Source organism: Actinoplanes sp. NPDC000266 (assembly GCF_042899005.1).
In the GTDB taxonomy this organism is placed as follows: Bacteria; Actinomycetota; Actinomycetes; order Mycobacteriales; family Micromonosporaceae; genus Actinoplanes.
Genome location: NZ_JBIAZI010000013.1, coordinates 112,125 through 128,018, shown reverse-complemented (window position 1 = coordinate 128,018; position 15,894 = coordinate 112,125). Strand labels below are relative to the sequence as shown.

The 15,894-nt window shown below is 72.0% G+C and carries 20 protein-coding genes; 9 read left to right on the top strand and 11 right to left on the bottom strand.

The annotated features are described in order from the left end of the window. The first annotated feature begins 51 nt into the window (after positions 1-51). Together ACFY36_RS41675 and ACFY36_RS41670 are read left to right on the top strand one after the other, a co-directional pair. Positions 52-408 (top strand): VOC family protein, encoded by a 357-nt coding sequence (locus tag ACFY36_RS41675; RefSeq protein WP_499751445.1) that lies wholly within the window; start codon positions 52-54, stop codon positions 406-408. Position 409: 1 nt separating this feature from the next. After that, positions 410-1,252, top strand: a complete 843-nt coding sequence (locus ACFY36_RS41670; protein WP_499751444.1) for a DNA-3-methyladenine glycosylase family protein — start codon at positions 410-412, stop codon at positions 1,250-1,252. On the opposite strand, the gene ACFY36_RS41665 is transcribed toward ACFY36_RS41670, so the two are convergent. Next, positions 1,219-1,557: a hypothetical protein gene (locus tag ACFY36_RS41665; RefSeq protein ID WP_499751443.1), complete on the bottom strand. Its 339-nt coding sequence runs from the start codon at positions 1,555-1,557 to the stop codon at positions 1,219-1,221. The genes ACFY36_RS41670 and ACFY36_RS41665 overlap by 34 nt on opposite strands. Before the next feature lie 29 nt (positions 1,558-1,586). On the opposite strand from ACFY36_RS41665, the gene ACFY36_RS41660 reads away from it, so the two are divergent. Continuing rightward, complete coding sequence (locus tag ACFY36_RS41660) at positions 1,587-2,426, top strand: TIGR02569 family protein (RefSeq protein WP_499751442.1); 840 nt, start codon at positions 1,587-1,589, stop codon at positions 2,424-2,426. A gap of 34 nt (positions 2,427-2,460) precedes the next feature. On the opposite strand, the gene ACFY36_RS41655 is transcribed toward ACFY36_RS41660, so the two are convergent. Then, positions 2,461-2,913 (bottom strand): alpha/beta fold hydrolase, encoded by a 453-nt coding sequence (locus tag ACFY36_RS41655; protein WP_499751441.1) that lies wholly within the window; start codon positions 2,911-2,913, stop codon positions 2,461-2,463. 23 nt (positions 2,914-2,936) lie between these two features. Between ACFY36_RS41655 and ACFY36_RS41650 the strand changes: the two genes are divergently transcribed. Beyond that, positions 2,937-3,155 carry a hypothetical protein gene (locus ACFY36_RS41650; protein WP_499751440.1) on the top strand — a complete coding sequence of 73 codons (219 nt, stop codon included), beginning with the start codon at positions 2,937-2,939 and terminating at the stop codon, positions 3,153-3,155. Positions 3,156-3,159: 4 nt separating this feature from the next. Further along, positions 3,160-4,023, top strand: a complete 864-nt coding sequence (locus tag ACFY36_RS41645; protein WP_499751439.1) for an NADP-dependent oxidoreductase — start codon at positions 3,160-3,162, stop codon at positions 4,021-4,023. Here the strand turns inward: ACFY36_RS41645 and ACFY36_RS41640 are convergent. The 5 genes from ACFY36_RS41640 to ACFY36_RS41620 are packed head-to-tail and all read right to left on the bottom strand — an operon-like array spanning position 4,018 to position 8,234. Next, positions 4,018-4,767, bottom strand: coding sequence for an SDR family NAD(P)-dependent oxidoreductase (locus ACFY36_RS41640; RefSeq protein ID WP_499751438.1), 750 nt, complete (start codon positions 4,765-4,767; stop codon positions 4,018-4,020). The genes ACFY36_RS41645 and ACFY36_RS41640 overlap by 6 nt on opposite strands. Positions 4,768-4,779: 12 nt before the next feature. Beyond that, positions 4,780-5,778 (bottom strand): zinc-dependent alcohol dehydrogenase, encoded by a 999-nt coding sequence (locus ACFY36_RS41635; protein WP_499751437.1) that lies wholly within the window; start codon positions 5,776-5,778, stop codon positions 4,780-4,782. Then, positions 5,778-6,629: a fumarylacetoacetate hydrolase family protein gene (locus tag ACFY36_RS41630; protein WP_499751618.1), complete on the bottom strand. Its 852-nt coding sequence runs from the start codon at positions 6,627-6,629 to the stop codon at positions 5,778-5,780. The genes ACFY36_RS41635 and ACFY36_RS41630 overlap by 1 nt, the downstream gene beginning before the upstream one ends. 19 nt (positions 6,630-6,648) lie before the next feature. After that, positions 6,649-7,473: an SMP-30/gluconolactonase/LRE family protein gene (locus ACFY36_RS41625; RefSeq protein ID WP_499751436.1), complete on the bottom strand. Its 825-nt coding sequence runs from the start codon at positions 7,471-7,473 to the stop codon at positions 6,649-6,651. Beyond that, complete coding sequence (locus ACFY36_RS41620) at positions 7,470-8,234, bottom strand: IclR family transcriptional regulator (RefSeq protein ID WP_499751435.1); 765 nt, start codon at positions 8,232-8,234, stop codon at positions 7,470-7,472. Before ACFY36_RS41620 ends, ACFY36_RS41625 begins: the two co-directional genes overlap by 4 nt. A gap of 79 nt (positions 8,235-8,313) precedes the next feature. Between ACFY36_RS41620 and ACFY36_RS41615 the strand changes: the two genes are divergently transcribed. After that, a complete protein-coding gene (locus ACFY36_RS41615) occupies positions 8,314-10,020 on the top strand; it encodes an IlvD/Edd family dehydratase (RefSeq protein ID WP_499751434.1) in 1,707 nt (568 codons plus the stop codon). On the opposite strand, the gene ACFY36_RS41610 is transcribed toward ACFY36_RS41615, so the two are convergent. After that, positions 9,977-10,729, bottom strand: a complete 753-nt coding sequence (locus tag ACFY36_RS41610; RefSeq protein ID WP_499751433.1) for a TetR/AcrR family transcriptional regulator — start codon at positions 10,727-10,729, stop codon at positions 9,977-9,979. The two genes, ACFY36_RS41615 and ACFY36_RS41610, sit on opposite strands and share 44 nt — an antisense overlap. Positions 10,730-10,804: 75 nt before the next feature. On the opposite strand from ACFY36_RS41610, the gene ACFY36_RS41605 reads away from it, so the two are divergent. Further along, positions 10,805-11,926: an FAD-dependent oxidoreductase gene (locus ACFY36_RS41605; protein ID WP_499751432.1), complete on the top strand. Its 1,122-nt coding sequence runs from the start codon at positions 10,805-10,807 to the stop codon at positions 11,924-11,926. A gap of 45 nt (positions 11,927-11,971) precedes the next feature. Beyond that, on the top strand, positions 11,972-13,414 hold the full coding sequence (locus ACFY36_RS41600; RefSeq protein ID WP_499751431.1) for a tetratricopeptide repeat protein: 1,443 nt from the start codon (positions 11,972-11,974) through the stop codon (positions 13,412-13,414). Here ACFY36_RS41600 and ACFY36_RS41595 read toward each other — a convergent pair. Continuing rightward, complete coding sequence (locus ACFY36_RS41595) at positions 13,398-13,718, bottom strand: ArsR/SmtB family transcription factor (protein ID WP_499751430.1); 321 nt, start codon at positions 13,716-13,718, stop codon at positions 13,398-13,400. The two genes, ACFY36_RS41600 and ACFY36_RS41595, sit on opposite strands and share 17 nt — an antisense overlap. A gap of 160 nt (positions 13,719-13,878) precedes the next feature. Between ACFY36_RS41595 and ACFY36_RS41590 the strand changes: the two genes are divergently transcribed. Beyond that, complete coding sequence (locus tag ACFY36_RS41590) at positions 13,879-14,250, top strand: hypothetical protein (protein WP_499751429.1); 372 nt, start codon at positions 13,879-13,881, stop codon at positions 14,248-14,250. A gap of 3 nt (positions 14,251-14,253) precedes the next feature. On the opposite strand, the gene ACFY36_RS41585 is transcribed toward ACFY36_RS41590, so the two are convergent. Both ACFY36_RS41585 and ACFY36_RS41580 read right to left on the bottom strand, forming a co-directional pair. Continuing rightward, entirely contained in the window at positions 14,254-14,907 is a 654-nt protein-coding gene (locus ACFY36_RS41585) for a biliverdin-producing heme oxygenase (protein WP_499751428.1), read from the bottom strand. Continuing rightward, complete coding sequence (locus ACFY36_RS41580) at positions 14,904-15,875, bottom strand: WxL protein peptidoglycan domain-containing protein (protein WP_499751427.1); 972 nt, start codon at positions 15,873-15,875, stop codon at positions 14,904-14,906. Before ACFY36_RS41580 ends, ACFY36_RS41585 begins: the two co-directional genes overlap by 4 nt. Positions 15,876-15,894: the final 19 nt, after the last annotated feature.

Genomic DNA, 15,894 nt, shown 5'->3' with positions numbered 1-15,894 from the left:
ATACTCTCGTTCATGTCAGTCTCCTGACATCCACGTTCGAGAGGAATCCTCATGCCGGTCACCGGACCCGACTTCATCTCACTACAGGTGCGCGACCTAGACGCCGCCGCCGACTTCTACGAGACCCACCTCGGCCTGCGCCGCGCCGCCGGCCCGCCGCACGCGGTCGTCTTCGGCACCAGCCCCGTCCCGTTCGCCCTGCGCACCCCGCTGCCCGGCACCGACCTCACCCACCCCGGCGCCGGCGTGGCCCTCTGGCTGCTCGCCGACGACGCCCAGTCGCTGCACGACGACCTGGCCGCGGCCGGCGTCCCGATCGTCACCGACCCCGTCGACGGCCCGTTCGGGCGCACCTTCACGTTCCGCGACCTCGACGGCTACGCCATCACCGTTCACGACAAGGCCTGAGATGGCGCGGCTCACCTCCGTACACAATGTCGAAGGCCCCTGGTCCTTGGCCGTCTGCCGAGCCTTCTGGGAAGGCTTCGCTCCGGCCGCCCTGCGCGACCAGCCCTCGTCATCCTCCACCCTGCGGACCGTCTTCCGCGCCGAGCACGACTGGACCGTGGCCACCGCGACCGTCCGCCAGGACGGCCCGGCCGCCCACATCACCGTCGAGGGCCCCGGCGACCTGGACGCCGCCACCGTCCAGGTCGTCCGCTTCCTGTCCCTCGACATCGACGCCCGCGGCTGGCCGGAGGTCGGCGACCGCGACCCGGTCATGGCCGAGGTTCAGAGAGCCATGCCCGGCCTTCGGCCGTGCGGCTTCCTCTCCCCCTACGAGGCCGCGGCGTGGGCGGTTCTGACCCAGCGGGTACGCCGGACGCAGGCGGCCCGGCAACGCGCCGAGCTGCTCGAGGACGGCGCTTTCCCCGCACCCCAGAAGCTGCGCACCCTCGACCTCGACCTGTTCGGCCGCAAAGCCGAATATCTGCACGCGGTCGCCGAGGCCGCCCTGGACGGCCGCCTCGACGGCAGCCACCTGCGGGCGCTGGACGCCCCGTCCGCCATCGCCGCCGTCCGCGAGATCACCGGCCTGGGCCCGTTCGGCGCCGAGCTGGTCGTCCTGCGCGGCGCCAACCACCCCGACGCCGTCCCCCACCACGAGCCCCGCTTCGCCGCCGAGCTCACCCGGCTCTACGGCGCCGCCGCCACCCGGGACAAGGTGTCCGAGGCCTGGCGTCCCTTCCGCACGTGGGGCGCTTTCCACCTCAGGGCTCAGTCTTCGACGCCGTACGCCTCGAAGGCGTAGACACCCGGCACGGCCTTCTCGATCTCGGCGGTCACGCGGTCACCCTCGGCGGTCCAGACGTCGTCCTGGTCGGCCTGAATCGGGGCGGGCATCTGGCTGTAGACGTAGCCCGAATGCAGCAGCACTGCCAGCGTGCCCTCCTCGTAGCCGTGCGGGCGCGGCCGGGCGGGCTCACCGTTCTCGTCCCGGAGGCGCAGACGGGCGGCCGCCTCACGAGCCAGTTCCAGGACGCGCTGCCGCTCCGCCTCGGTCAGCTCGGCGCCGTCGCGGCGGGAGATGAAAATCGCTGGGCCGTACGCGGACACGGGCGCTCCTTCTGACTTACGATCTCGGCGTGACTTCGTCGGCCGGCCGGCCGCCCCCTAGTGTGCTGGACGCGTTCGGGATCACCGATGAGCCGGTCCTGCTGGCCGGTGGGAAAGGCGGGACGTGGTCGGCCGGCCCGCTGGTCGTCAAACCGGTGGAGTTTCTCCCCGAGACACTGTGGCGCGCCGAAGTGCTCCACGAGTTGCCGGACTCGCCGGACTTCAGGTTTGCCCGGCCCGTCCGGACCAGGGACGGCGCCTGGGTGGCCGACGGCTGGGAGGCCGCCCGTCTCGTCGAGGGCGAGCCCGATGTCCGTCGCCCCGACGATGTCCTCCGGGCCGGAACAGCCTTCCACACGGCCATCAGCGGCCTGCCGCGGCCGGCCTTCCTGGATCTCCGCGATGAGCCCTGGTCGCACGGGGATCGCGTCGCCTGGGAGGAGTTGCCCGTCGAGGGATCCCCGGCCGCGATGAATCTGCTGCGGCCCCTGGTGGAGGCTCGCCGGCCGGTCGGCCTTGTCTCACAAGTGGTGCACGGCGACCTGCTCGGCAACGTCCTGTTCGCCGATGGACTCCCGCCGGCGATCATCGACTGGTCCGTCTACTGGCGGCCCCGCTCATGGGCATCAGCTGTCGCGGTCGTCGACGCGTTGTGCTGGTACGGCGCGCCGCCCGGCCTGCTCACCGGCCGGTCCCACCTTCCTCAGTGGGGCCAGATGCTCATCCGTGCCCTGATCTACCGAATCGTGACGCACGACAAGGCGTTCGGTTGGACGGCGGACCAGGTCGACGCGTACCGGCCGGCCATCGAGCTCGCCACCGCGGTCGCCGGCCATCACACCGCGAAGATCTCGTCCCAGCGGTCGTAGCTCACCGTGCCGTGTCCGGCTCCGGGGAAGACCGTCAACGTGGCGCCGGGCAGCCGGCCGGCCAGCCAGCGGCCGTGCGACGGCGGGACCAGGCGGTCGGCCGAGCCTCATCGTCCACAATAGCCAGAATGTCGCCGTTCTCCGCGGCCAGCTGACGGCGGAAGCCGGCCAGGGCGGCCCCGATGTCCCCAGCGTCGGCCCCAGCCAGCAGCTGGCGCTCCTCGTCATCGGGATCGACCGGGTTGATCAGCCGCCACGGGCCGATGCCCGCGACCATGGCCACCCCGGAGACGCGGCCGGGAGCGGCCAGCGCGGTGGCCAGGGCGTACGGCCCTCCCCCGGAGACACCCACCGTCGCGAACCGGCCGATGCCCAGGCCGGCCGCGAGCCTCGTGGAGGGCGTCCCGTGGTGGAACAGCACCGGCCGCCCGCCGGGATCGCCACCGACACGGACATTCGTGCGGCGGCCGTCCGGGAGAACCATCATGCGAACAGCGTAGATTGTTGTCCATGTCTCGAGACTTTGTGGTGGTGCTGCGGGGCTACACGCGGGCCGAGGTCGACCAGGTCGTCTCGCTCGCCGAGGAGGCGCTCGCCTCCGGCAACACGGTGTCGCAGGCGGCGGCGCGGACCGCGATCAGCGAGGCCAACTTCTCGGTGGCGCTCCGGGGGTACGACCGGGGCGCGGTCGACCAGGAGCTGGCTCGGCTGCTCGAGAAGCTCGGGTGACGTCGTGCGTGCCGTAGAGGTCACCGCGCTCGGCGGGCCCGAGGTTCTCCAGCTGGTCGAGCGGCCCGATCCGGTGCCGGGCGAGGGGCAGATTCTCGTACGGGTCCTCGCCGCCACCGTCAACCCGGCCGACGTCGCCGCCCGCGTCGGGCAGATCCCGGGCGGCCCCGTGCCGCCGCCGTTCCTGCTGGGCTGGGACATCGCCGGCGAGGTGGTGACCGGCGACGGCGATCTGCCGGCCGGCACCCGGGTCGCCGGGATGGTGCCGTGGCATCTCACCCGGGGCGCCACCGGCGGCTATGCCGAGCTGGTGGCCATGGACGCCGACGCGGTGGTGCCGCTGCCCGACGGGCTCGACCCGGTCGTGGCGGCCACCGTGCCGCTCAACGGGCTCACCGCGCACCGGGCGCTGGACGTCATGGAGCTGACCGGCCCGAGCACGATCCTGGTCACCGGCGCCAGCGGCGGCGTGGGCGGGTTCGCGGCGCAGCTGGCGCTGAAGCGGGGCCACATGGTGCTCGCGTGCGCGACCCACGACGACGAGGAGTGGGTGCGCGGGCTGGGCGTCCACAGCGTGATCCCGCGCGGGGCGGAGCTCGACCGGCCGGTGCCGGCCGTGCTCGACGCCGTTCCGCTGGGCGGCATCAAGGGCGACGTAGTGGTGGCGACCCGCCCGATCCCGGACGACGGGCACACCCTCGTCCTCGTCGAGCCCGACCGGGACGCCCTGCGTGACCTGATCGCGGCCGTGGCCGACGGGACGCTCAAGACCCGGGTGGCCGCGACCTTCCCCCTGGAGGCGGCGGCCGAGGCGCACCGCCGCCTCGAGAACGGCGGGGTCAGGGGAAAACTGGTGCTGACGCTATGAACGCGGCCGCAGCCTGAGACCCTGCATGCCGCCGTCCACGGCCAGCGCCACCCCGGTGGTGGCCGACGCGAGCGGGCTCGCCAGATAGGCGATGGCGGCGGCGACCTCGCCGACCGTCACCAGGCGGCCGCTCGGCTGCCGGGCCGCGAGGGCCGCACGCTCGGCCGACGGGTCGTCCGCCTTGTCCAGCAGGCGCCCGATCCACGGCGTGTCGGCGGTGCCCGGGTTGACGCAGTTGACCCGGATGCCCTCGTGCAGGTGGTCCGCGGCCATGGCCAGGGTGAGCGACTGCACCGCGCCCTTGGTCGCCGAATAGAGGGCGCGCTGCGGCAGACCGGCGGTGGCGGCGATCGAGCAGACGTTGACGATGGCCCCGTGCTGGGAGCGCCTCAGGAACGGCAGGGCGGCCCGGCTCGTACGGACCATGCCCTGCACATTGACGTCGAAGACGCGGCGCCACTCCGCGTCGTCGTTGTCCTCGACCGTGCCCTGCGCGCCGATGCCGGCGTTGTTGACGACGATGTCGATGCCGCCGAACTCGGCCGCCGCCTGCTCCACGGCCGAGCGGACCGAGGCGTCGTCGGTGACGTCGGCCTTGAGGCCCAGCAGCGGCTCGTCGACCGACGGGTTCAGGTCGAGGCAGGCCACCTGTGCGCCCCGGCCGGCCAGCAGCTGGGCGGTGGCCAGGCCGATGCCGGACGCGCCGCCGGTGACGATGGCGGTCAGGCCTTGGAATTCAGACATACGAGGGGCCTTTCACAGTCGCGGATCCACGAGAACCTTCGGCCCGCCGTCGTAGCGGCGGCCTTCGAACACTTCGACGATCTCCTCCAGGCCCACCGTGGCCGCGACGAGCGGCCGCGGGTCGACGGCGCCCGAGGCGTACGCCTCGATCGCTCCGGAAAGCCCGGCCGACGCGCCCAGAATGCCCACCGCGGTGACGTCCTTGAGCACCAGCGAGCGGGTGTCGATCGTGCTCGGGGTGGAGGAGAGTCCGATGTAGACGACACGCCCGCCCGGCTCGACCTGGTGCAGGGCCAGCGAAGGCGACGTCGTCGCGTTGGTGGCGTCGATGACGCCGTCCCAGGGCCCGTCCGGCAGCGTCTCCTGGGTCCAGACGTCGGCGAAGCCGAGCTCGCGCGCCTTGGCCAGACCCGCGGGCAGGCCCATCAGGTGTACGGACACGCCCCGGGCCCGGGCGAACAGAGCGGCCAGCAGCCCGATCGTCCCGGTGCCCAGCACCAGCAGCCGGTCGCCGGCCTGGACGTCGGCGGCCAGGACGCTGCGCAGCGCGTTGCCGCCCGGCTCGACCATCGCGCCCGCCTCGACGCCGACCGGGGAGGGCAGCGCGTGCAGGAACCGCGCCGGATAGGCCAGCTGCTGGGCCAGCGCACCGGGCAGGCCCCGGATGCCCAGCTCGCGCAACGATTCGCAGACCCAGTGCCGGCCGCGCCGGCAGCGCCGGCACTGGCCGCAGCCGATCATCGTGTCGCCTGTGACCCGCTTGCCCAGCCACGAGGGGCCGACGCCGTCGCCGAGCGCGGTGACCACACCGCACCACTCGTGGCCGGGCCGGATCGGGTAGGAGGACTCGCCCGTCTCCAGATAGCTCATCGCTCCGGTGAACAGCTCGACGTCGGTGCCGCAGACGCCGACGCGGTCGACGTCGATGACCACCTGGCCGGGCTGGGCGACCGGCGGCGGCACCTCCTCGACCGCGGCCTTGCCGGGGCCGGTGAAGACGAGCGCTCGCATCAGCGGGGGCCGACCACGTTCTGCCGGGCGGTGCCGAGGCGGGCGATGCCGAGCTCCATCACGTCGCCGGGCTTGAGATAGACCGGCGGCTTCATGCCGAGGCCGACGCCGGGCGGGGTGCCGGTGTTGATGAGGTCGCCCGGCTCCAGCACCAGGAACTGCGACAGGTAGTGCACGATGTAGTACGGGTCGAAGATCATCGTCTTGGTGTTGCCGGTCTGCCGGCGGACGCCGCTGACGTCGAGGAACATGTCCAGGTCGCGGACGTCCGCGATCTCGTCCGCCGTGGCCAGCCACGGCCCGGCCGGGTTGAACGTCTCGGCCGACTTGCCCTTCGACCACTGGCCGCCACGCTCCTGCTGGAACTCGCGCTCGGAGACGTCGTTGACGAGCACGTAGCCGGCGATGGCGTCGCGGGCCTGCTCGACCGAGTCCAGATAGGACGTGCGGGCGCCGATGACGATGCCGAGCTCGACCTCCCAGTCGGTCTTGACGGAGTGGCGCGGGATGCGGACGTCGTCGTTGGGCCCGATCAGGGTGTTGGGCGACTTGGTGAACAGGATCGGCTCGTCCGGCACGGCGGCGCCGGTCTCGGCCGCGTGGTCGCTGTAGTTCAGGCCGATGCACAGGATCTGGTGCGGCCGGGCGATCGGGGCGCCGATCCGGACGTCACCGAAGGGCAGCACGTCACCCGTCGCGACCCGCTCGGCGACCGGCTCGGCCAGGCGGGCGAGGCCGCCCGTGCCGAAGAAGCGCTCGTCGAAGTCGGCGGTCAGGTCGGACACGTCGACGTAGTGACCCTCGTCGACGCGGACGACCGGCTTCTCGGCGCCGGGGGCGCCGATACGCATGAGCAACACGTGTTTCTCCCTAGTGGTGCCAGTACGGCGTGTGCAGGCCGGCTGCGCCGACCCGCGCGGTGAACAGCGGACCCTCGGCGGCCGTGATGACGAGAAGGTCGAGATCAGGCCCGGCGAAGGCGACGCTGGTCGTCTTCGGTGCGGCGACGGTGACGGTGGCCAGAAGTTCACCGCGGGGCGTGAAGCAGCGCACCTCACCCCGCTCGTGGACGGCGATCCAGAGGTTGCCGTCGCTGTCGACGCACAGCCCGTCGGGCAGTCCGTCGGTGACCCGGAACAGCTCGTGGCGGGCCCCGCCCGGATAGTCGCGCTCGTAGACGACGCCCGGGATGGAGTCGATGCTGTAGAGGCGGTCGCCGGCCGGGCTCCAGGCGAGCCCGTTCGAGAGGGTCAGGTCGTCGTCGAGCACGGCGATGCCGTTGCCGTCCCAGCGCAGCAGCTGCTCCTGCTCGTGACGGCCGTCGAGCGCCATGCTGCCGACCACGAACCGGCCCTGGGGGTCGACGGCGCCGTCGTTGAGGCGGCTGCCCTCGCCGTCGACCAGGCGCACCAGGCGTTCCCGGCTGCCGTCGGGACGTACCCAGGTCAGATGGTGCCTTTCGGCGACGAGCAGGTCGCCGTCACGGGCGACGGCGACCGCGCACGCGAGATCGTTGAACTGCCAGGTCTCGGTGACGCGGACGGCGCCGGTGCGGCGGTCGAGCTTGCCCGCGCAGACCAGGCCGGCCTCGATGTCGACCCAGAGAAGCCGATTCCGGTCGCGGTCCCAGAGGGGTCCCTCTCCCAGGGTGTACGTCTGTGAGCAGGCCACCCGGGCCTCGAAGCTCGCGCTCATGCCGGCTCCTCCACGATCGCTCGAATCACCGGCACGTCCTCGATGAGCCGCTCCAGCGGCGTCCGATAGGCCAGCGCGCTGACGCTCACGGCCCCGCTCGGCGCCGACGGCGAGTTCAGGAACACCGGCACCGCCAGGCAGTTCACGCCCGCCTCGTTCTCCTGGTTGTCGACGCCGAAGCCGCGCTCCCGGGTGCGCACCAGTTCCTCGTACAACTCCGGGGCCGTGCCGATCGACGTCGGCGTCGGGGTGGTCAGCGGAATGTCGCCGATCCAGTCCCGCACAGCCTGTTCACTGCGGAGAATGCCTGACAGGAGCAACTTGCCGACCGCCGTGGTGTGCGCCGCGTTGCGGCCGCCGACGACCGAGGAGAGGCGCACGGCCCCGGTCGGCGGGTCGAGTTTCGAGCGGTAGACCACCCAGCGGCCGTCGAGCGTCGCGTAGTGGGCGGTCTCACCGTAGCGCTCACTGAGCGCTTCGAGCACGGGCAGGACACGGACGTGATCGGGCCGGGCCTCGTGGTGGGCGAAGGCGAGGCGCAGGAACTCGTCGCCCAGCACATAGCGGCCGTGGCCGTCCTGGGCGGCGAAGCCGGCCCGGCGCAGGGAGGCGAGGGCGCGGTGCACCGTGGGTTTGGGGCTGGCCATGGCGCGGGCCATCTCGTCGAGGCCGACGCCGTCGGCGTGCCGGGCGAGCTCGGCCAGGACGGCCAGCACGCGGTCGGCGCCGACCAGCCGTGCCTCGTCCTGCGTCTCGGTCATGTTCCGAATGTTAGACCGATGTTCCGTCATCGTGAAAGAGGGCTTCTAAAACAGCCACCGAGGGGGTTAGAGTCCGGCCATGCGGAGCGCTGAGTGGTACGGCGGGAACGATCGCAACAGCTACATCCACCGGGCCTGGATGCGCCGGGGGCTGCCGGCCGACGCCTTCGACGGCCGGCCGCACATCGCGATCGCGAACACCGCGAGCGATCTGACGCCGTGCAACGCGCACCTGAACGAGGTGGCCCGCAGCGTCTCCGACGGCATCTATCAGGCCGGTGGGATCGCGCTGAATCTGCCGGTGGTGTCTCTCGGCGAGACGCAGGTGCGGCCGACCGCGATGCTGTGGCGCAACATGGCGGCGATGGCGATCGAGGAGATGCTGCGGGCGAACCCGATCGACGGGGTCGTGCTGCTCGGCGGCTGCGACAAGACGATCCCGTCGCTGCTGATGGCCGCGTCCTCGGTCGATCTGCCGGCCGTCGTCGTGCCGGGCGGCCCGATGCTCACCGGCACCTTCCGTGGCGTTCCCCTGGGCTGCGGCACCGACGTGTGGAAGCTGTCGGAAGAGGTGCGGGCGGGCACGCTGAGCGCGGCCGAGTTCACCCGGTCCGAGTCCTCGATGATCCGCAGCCGCGGGCACTGCAACACGATGGGCACGGCGTCGACGATGGGACTGCTGGCGGAGGTGCTCGGCATGACGCTGCCGGGCATCGCGGGCACCCCGGCGCCGGACAGCCGCCTCCTGGAGATGTCACACGAGACCGGCGTGCTCATCGTGGAGATGGTGCAGAAGGAGCGACGGCCGTCGGCCGTTCTGAGCCGGGGCTCGTTCCTGAACGCCATCGTGGCGCTGGCCGCCATCGGCGGGTCGACCAACGCGGTGGTGCACCTGCTCGCCATCGCCGGTCGGCTCGGCATCGAGCTGACGCAGGACGATTTCGACGCGGTCGGGTCGGAGGTGCCGCTGCTGGTCGATCTTCTGCCGGCCGGCCGGTTCCTGATGGACGACTTCTACCGGGCCGGCGGACTGCACGCGGTGCTCACCGAGATCCGCGATCTGCTCGATCCCTCGGCGCTGACGGTCACCGGAAGGCCGCTGACGGACTATCTGGAAACCGCTCTGGTGTACGACCGTGAAGTGATCCGGGCCCGGGAGGAGCCGCTGATCCCCGCCGCCGGCATCGCGGTGCTCTACGGAAACCTGGCCCCGGACGGGGCGGTCATCAAACCGGCCGCGGCGTCGCCCTCGCTCCTGCGACACCGGGGCCCGGCGGTCGTCTTCGACTCGGTGGAGGACCTGCACGCCCGCCTGGACGATCCGGACCTCGACGTGACGGCCGATTCGGTGCTCGTGCTGCGGGGTTGCGGCCCGAAGGGCTATCCGGGCATGCCCGAGGTGGCCAACATGCCGTTGCCGGCCAAGCTGCTCGAGCTCGGCGTGCGCGACATGGTGCGGATTTGCGACGGGCGGATGAGCGGGACGGCGTACGGCACGGTGGTCCTGCACGTCGCGCCGGAGGCGGCCGCGGGCGGGCCGCTGTCGCTGGTGCGGACCGGGGACATCATCGTGCTCGACGTGCCGGCCCGGCAGCTGTACGTCGACGTCCCCGACGCCGAGCTGCTGGCGCGGGCGCCGTCGGCGGCCACCGTCGAGGCGTTCGCCACCCCGAAGCGGGGGTGGGAGAAGCTCTACGTGGACACCGTCGGCCAGGCCAACACCGGGGCCGATCTCGACTTCCTCATCGGGTCGAGCGGGGATCGGGTGTCGCGCGAGTCGCACTGACCCCGTTGTCTGCTGAGCCCGGCTGGCGCGGCACCGGCCTGCGCTGGGCGGTCACTCCGGCCAGGATCAGGTCGACGCCGGCCACGAATTGGTCGCGGTCGTCGTGGGCCGGCAGCTGGCCCGCGACGGCCCGGATGAACGGGAACTCGGCGGCGTCCAGGCTCGCCCACTCGGACGCGATCGCGCCCAGGAACTCGGGCCGGTTCGTGCCCGGCGCCACCGCGCGGGCCAGCGCCGCGTTCTGCCCGGCCACGCCCAGGATGTAGTTGAGCAGCGCCGAGGCCCAGGTGAACTGGTCGGCCGGGGCCACGCCGAGCGCCTGGATCTGCCGCCCGACCCGCTCGAAGAGGCGCAGCATGACCGGCTGGACCGGCACGCGGGACAGCTGGGCGCCGGCCCACGGGTGCGCGTCGACGGCGTCGAAGACCCCCACGGCGAGCGCCCGGATGGCGTCCTCGGGCGTGTGCTCGGCCACCTCGGCCGCGATCGCGCCCGCCATCACCTGGCCGGTGGCCGCCGAGAGCAGCTCGTCCTTGTTCGCCACGTGCCAGTAGATCGCGCCGGCCCCGGTCCGGAGCCGCGCCGCGAGCGCCCGGAAGGTCAGCCCGCTCTCGCCGCCCTCGTCGAGCATCTCGATCGCCGCACCGACGATGCGCTCGGAGGAGAGCGCGTCCTCGCGCCGCTCTGTGTTCCGCGTCCTACCTGCCATGCACCCATCTTGACATGCACGGAACGCCGTTCCAAGCTGGTCTGGAACAACGTTCCACGGAGAGGGGTCCTCATCATGATCACGATCATCGGCGCCGGGCTGGGCGGCCTCACGCTCGCCCGCGTCCTGCACGTCCACGGCATCGCCGCCACCGTCTACGAGGCCGACGAGTCACCGGCCGCCCGCACCCAGGGCGGCCAGCTCGACATCCACGAGCACAACGGCCAGAAGGCCCTTCAGGACGCCGGCCTGTACGACGAGTTCCGCACCCTCATCCACGCCGGCGCCGAGGCGACGCGGGTCCTCGCCCACGACGGAACGGTCCTGCTCGACCAGCCCGACGACGGCACCGGCCACCGCCCCGAGATCCTCCGCGGCGACCTGCGGCGCATGCTGCTCGACTCCCTGCCCGAGGGCACCGTGCGGTGGGGCCACAAGGTCACCGGCGTCCACCCGCTGGCCGACGGCCGCCACGAGGTGACGTTCGCCGACGGCACGACGGTCACGGCCGAGGTGCTGGTCGGCGCGGACGGGGCCTGGTCCCGCGTACGCCCACTGCTCTCGGACGCCAAGCCCGAGTACTACGGAACATCGTTCGTCGAGACCTACCTGTACGACGCCGACGAGCGCCACCCGGCCGCCGCGAGGGCGGTCGGCGAGGGCGCACTGCTGGCCCCCGAACCGGGCCGGGGCATCCAGGCCCACCGCGAGGCGAACGGCGTGCTGCACACGTACGTGTCGCTGGCCCGCCCCCAGGAATGGTTCGCCGCCATCGACTTCACCGACGCCACCGAGGCCGCCGCCCGGGTGGCGGCCGAGTTCGAAGGCTGGGCGCCGGAGCTGACCGCCCTGATCACCGACGGCGAGACCCCGCCGGTGCTGCGCCCCATCTTCGCCCTGCCGGTCGGCCACCGCTGGCCCCGCATCCCCGGCGTCACCTTGCTGGGCGACGCCGCCCACCTGTCCCCGCCGAACGGCGAGGGAGCCAACCTGGCCATGTACGACGGCGCCGAGCTGGCCAAGGCCATCGCCACCCACCCCGGCGACGTGGAGGCCGCCCTCACCGAGTACGAGGCCGCACTGTTCCCCCGCTCCGAGGAGGAGGCCCTCGAAGCCGCCCGCGACTTCGAGATGGTGACCGGCGCCGGAACCCCGGGAAGCCTCGTAGCCCTGTTCAGCGCGCCCCAACCCTCCTGAGCCCCCGGGGTGGCGCCGAAGGCCATCGACGGGCAGCATGGCGGGGTGTTCGAGATCAACGCGCTCCCCCAGGCACGGAAGAAGGCTCAGGACCTGGCCGAGGCGGGCGACGCCGAGGGCGCGCGCGAGCTGCTCGAACAAGTCGTGGAGGGCAGCCGCGCAGCCCTGGCCGGCGGCGACCCGGAGCTGCTGGCGGCCATGCGCGACCTGGCCACGCTGCACTCCCGGGCCGGCGACCCGATGTCCGCCCGCCGCCTCTTGGAGGAGGCCCGGGCCGCAGGTCATCGGCTGGCCGCGACGGATCCACTCGCGGTCATGCTGGCGCACGACCTGGGCACCGTCGCCGAGGAGCTGGGCAACCGCCACGTGGCCCGCACCAGCTTCACCGAGGTCGCCACCCACGGCCCAGCGGCCCTGGGCCAGGAGCATTGGGTGGTGGAGCACGCCCGCGCCTACGTGGACGTTGCCATCGAGAAGGCCAGCCCCGAATGGCCCGACGCCCCGCCGCCGCAGATCGTCATCCCGGACGCGCCCCCACCGGCAGCCCCGATCTCAGCCCCACCCCAGAAACCGATCCCCCCACTGCCCACCCAGTACTCCCCACCAAGCGCGCCGCTGCCCACCTCCGGCGCCGCCCTCCCCACCGCCGGCGCCGCCGAGCGCACTCCCGGCGCCGCCCTTCCCACCGCCGGCGCCACCGAGCGCACTCCCGGCGCCGCTCTCCCCACCCCCGACGGGCCGGCGGAATCGGAGCGTTCGGCGGGGACTTCGAGCAGGAAGTCCTGGATCATCGCCTCGGCGGGAATCCTGGTCGGCTCGGTCATCGCGGCGACGGCGATCCTCGCCCGCCCCGGCGATCCGATGCCGTCGGCCGCCCCCACCGCCTCCGGAGCGGTCGCGCGGGTCGAGGCCGAGGCACCCCCCGCCGCCGTTCCACCCGCAGTCCCCTCGGCCGTGCCCACGACGGGCGCCACCACAACGACGACGGCGACCACCGCGCCGGCGACAAACCGGCCGCGCACGTCCTCGACGCCAGCAAGGCCGCCAGCGAAAACAATCGCCCCGACGACCGCGGCGGCGCCGGCGGCCAAGACCGCGACTCGCATCGTGGCGCCGGCCGACGGGAGCAAGGTGCCCTATCCGTTCGACGCGCGCTTCACGGTTTCCGCCGCTGATGTCAAAGCGACCGGCACCGTTCTCGCCGTGCTCGTCTGTGTGAACGGGCGGTGCTATCTCGACGGGAAGGTCGACATCGTCGAGGGCGCCGCCGCGCCGTACACGATCTATCTGGGGTCGACCAGGCCCGAAGGCACCGGCATCGCCTGGAGTCTTCGGGTCGATCGGCTGCCGGCCGCCACCTACTCCGCCCTGCTCGCCGAGCGGGAGGCTCGCTGGGCCGATGGTTCCTGGGGTGACAAGGGCACCACCCTGAGCCGTCTCAACCGCACGCCGGTCAGTGCCGTCTCCGTCATCAAGACAGGAGCTTGAGCAGCTCGTCGCGATCGGTCAGCACCTCGCGCAGGATGCGCCGCCCGGCCGCCAGCAGGTCGGCCACGGCGGTGGTGCTCAGGGCGTACATCACCAGGCCTTTGTCTCTGAACGACACCACCACGCCGGCCCGCCGGAGGACCGCCAGTTGCTGCGACAGGCCCGAGGCCTCGACGTCGATCTCGGACAGCAGGTCGCGCACCGGGCGCGGGCCGTCCTGCAGGAGTTCGAGGACGCGGATGCGGACCGGATGGCCGAGGACCCGGAACATCTCCGCTTTCGCCTGATACAGCGGCACCGACACGCGCACTCCATAAAGACCTAATTGCAAACAACTGCAACTTCTCCGGCGTACGTCCTGAGCTTCGTCTCACAGCGCGGCGCGGACCGGACAGCGAGTGCGACGAGGCATCGAAAAAGTCGGACATCATCGGGTCAGGCGACGACACTGTGGAGGGTCAGACATGGCGGAGATGGACGTGGCGCTCAAGGACGCGCTGCAGCTGGGCGGGGCGATCGGGGCGGCCGTCGTCGATCACGGCAGCGGCATGGCGCTGGGCACCGCGGGCGGCACCAACGATCTCGACGTGGCGGTGGCGGCCGCCGTCAACACCGAGGTGTTGCGGGCCAAGCTGCGCACCATGGACATGCTCGGCATCCAGGAGCGGATCGAGGACGTCCTCGTCACGCTGGACACGCAATATCACCTGATGCGGCCGGTGACCGGCCGCAACGGGCAGGGCCTGTTCATCTACCTGGTGCTGCGGCGGGACAACGCCAACCTGGCGATGGCCCGCCACAAGCTCCGGATCATCGAGCAGACGCTCGAGGTGTAAGGGTCAGGCAGCGGAGACGACGTCCTCCGGGTATGCGGTGCCGAGCTCGGAGAAGACGGCCGCGTTGAGCCGGAACGCCAGCTGGGCCTCGTCGATGGTGGTGGCCGCCTCCTCGCCGGTGAAGGGCAGCGCGTCCAGCCGCACCCGGTACGCGATCTTGTACGTGCGGGCGTCCTCGATGCCGTCGAACGAGTAGAACTGCGTGCCGGCGCGGCCCAGCGCGTACGTCTGGGCCACCGACTTGCCGACGAGCTGGCCGCCGCTGAGGTCGCCCAGATAGCGCACGTAGTGGTGGGCGATGAAGTGCGGTGCGCTTTCGTGCGCGAACGACCGTAAACGCTCAACGTATTGCACGGTGGCGGCCGCCGGCGCGATGTCCGTCTCCCACGCCGGGCCGTAGAGGTGGGCCAGGTCGGCTTCCAGCGTCTTCACGCGGAACAGGGCCGGATCGGCGAACGCGCGACCGTGCTCGTTCGCGCGCATGGCGACAGCGGCCGCTTCCAGCTCGCGATAGATGTAGAGGTACTGCGCGGTGAGGGCGGCGAAACCCTCACGGGACACCGATCCGGCCATCAGGCGCGAGATGAAGCTGCGGGTCTCGGCCTCACGGTGCTCGACCATGGTGGCGCGGCGGAGGCGGGCGGCGAAATCGCTCATGGGGTCACGTCCTTGGCGAGTGGGGTGGGCTTGCGGCGACGACGGGCGAACCGGAAGGCGAGGTAGAGCAGGGCAACGCCGATCACGGCGATCAGCGCCCACGGCCACGCCCACACGTTGGTGCTGCGGGCGACCGGCGGGAGTTTCTCGGCGAAATACACCGGCTGGACGTCGACATCGGCCGCCAGGCGCACGGTGGGCTGGACGCCGGTGATCTTCTCGGTGATCGTGATGGAGCCACCGGGCAGCAGCTCCGGGATGTCCATGGCGTCGGTCTGCGCGAGCTTCCAGCCGAACGGCCCGGTCACCTTCACCGAGCCGGTGCCGCTCAGCCGCAGGTTTCCGGCGTTTCGCACGAGATAGCGCACGGTCATCGAGCCGCCGTCGGCCGGGTTGGCCGACTGGCTGTACTCCATGCGGACGTTGTCGATGGTCAGCCGCGGGGCGACCGCGCCGGCCACGGTGAGGTAGACGCGGGACGCGACGCGCTGGTCGACCAGCACCTTCTGGCCGTCGGCGCCGGTCGTCTCCTGGGCGATGGAGGTGACCACCCCGCCGGCGTGGTCGCCGGGGGTCGCGTTGGCCGGCACGCTGACCGAGAACGGCACGTCGAGCCGGGTGTTGGCGGGCACCGTGTACTTCGAGGCGGCCAGGCCGATCCAGGATCCGACGTCGGTGGGCTTCTGCGCGGCCGCCAGAAGCGCGAACGACCCGTCCTGCGTGGTGTACGCGTCCGTTCCGTACACACTGAAGGTCAGCGGTTTGGTCGTGAGATTGGTGATGCCGACGTAGTCGGTGAGCCGCTCGCCGGGCGCGGCCCGCCGGATGATGTAGTCGCGGCCGTCCGGGCCCTTCGCGGTGGAGGGCTGCACGGACCAGCGCACGCCGTCCGCCTTCACCGCGGCCTGCGCGGGCGCCGGGGCCAGCACAAATAGAAGAACGGCGGCCAGCGCGCCTCGGACGATCATGTTGCTCCTTACGATGTAC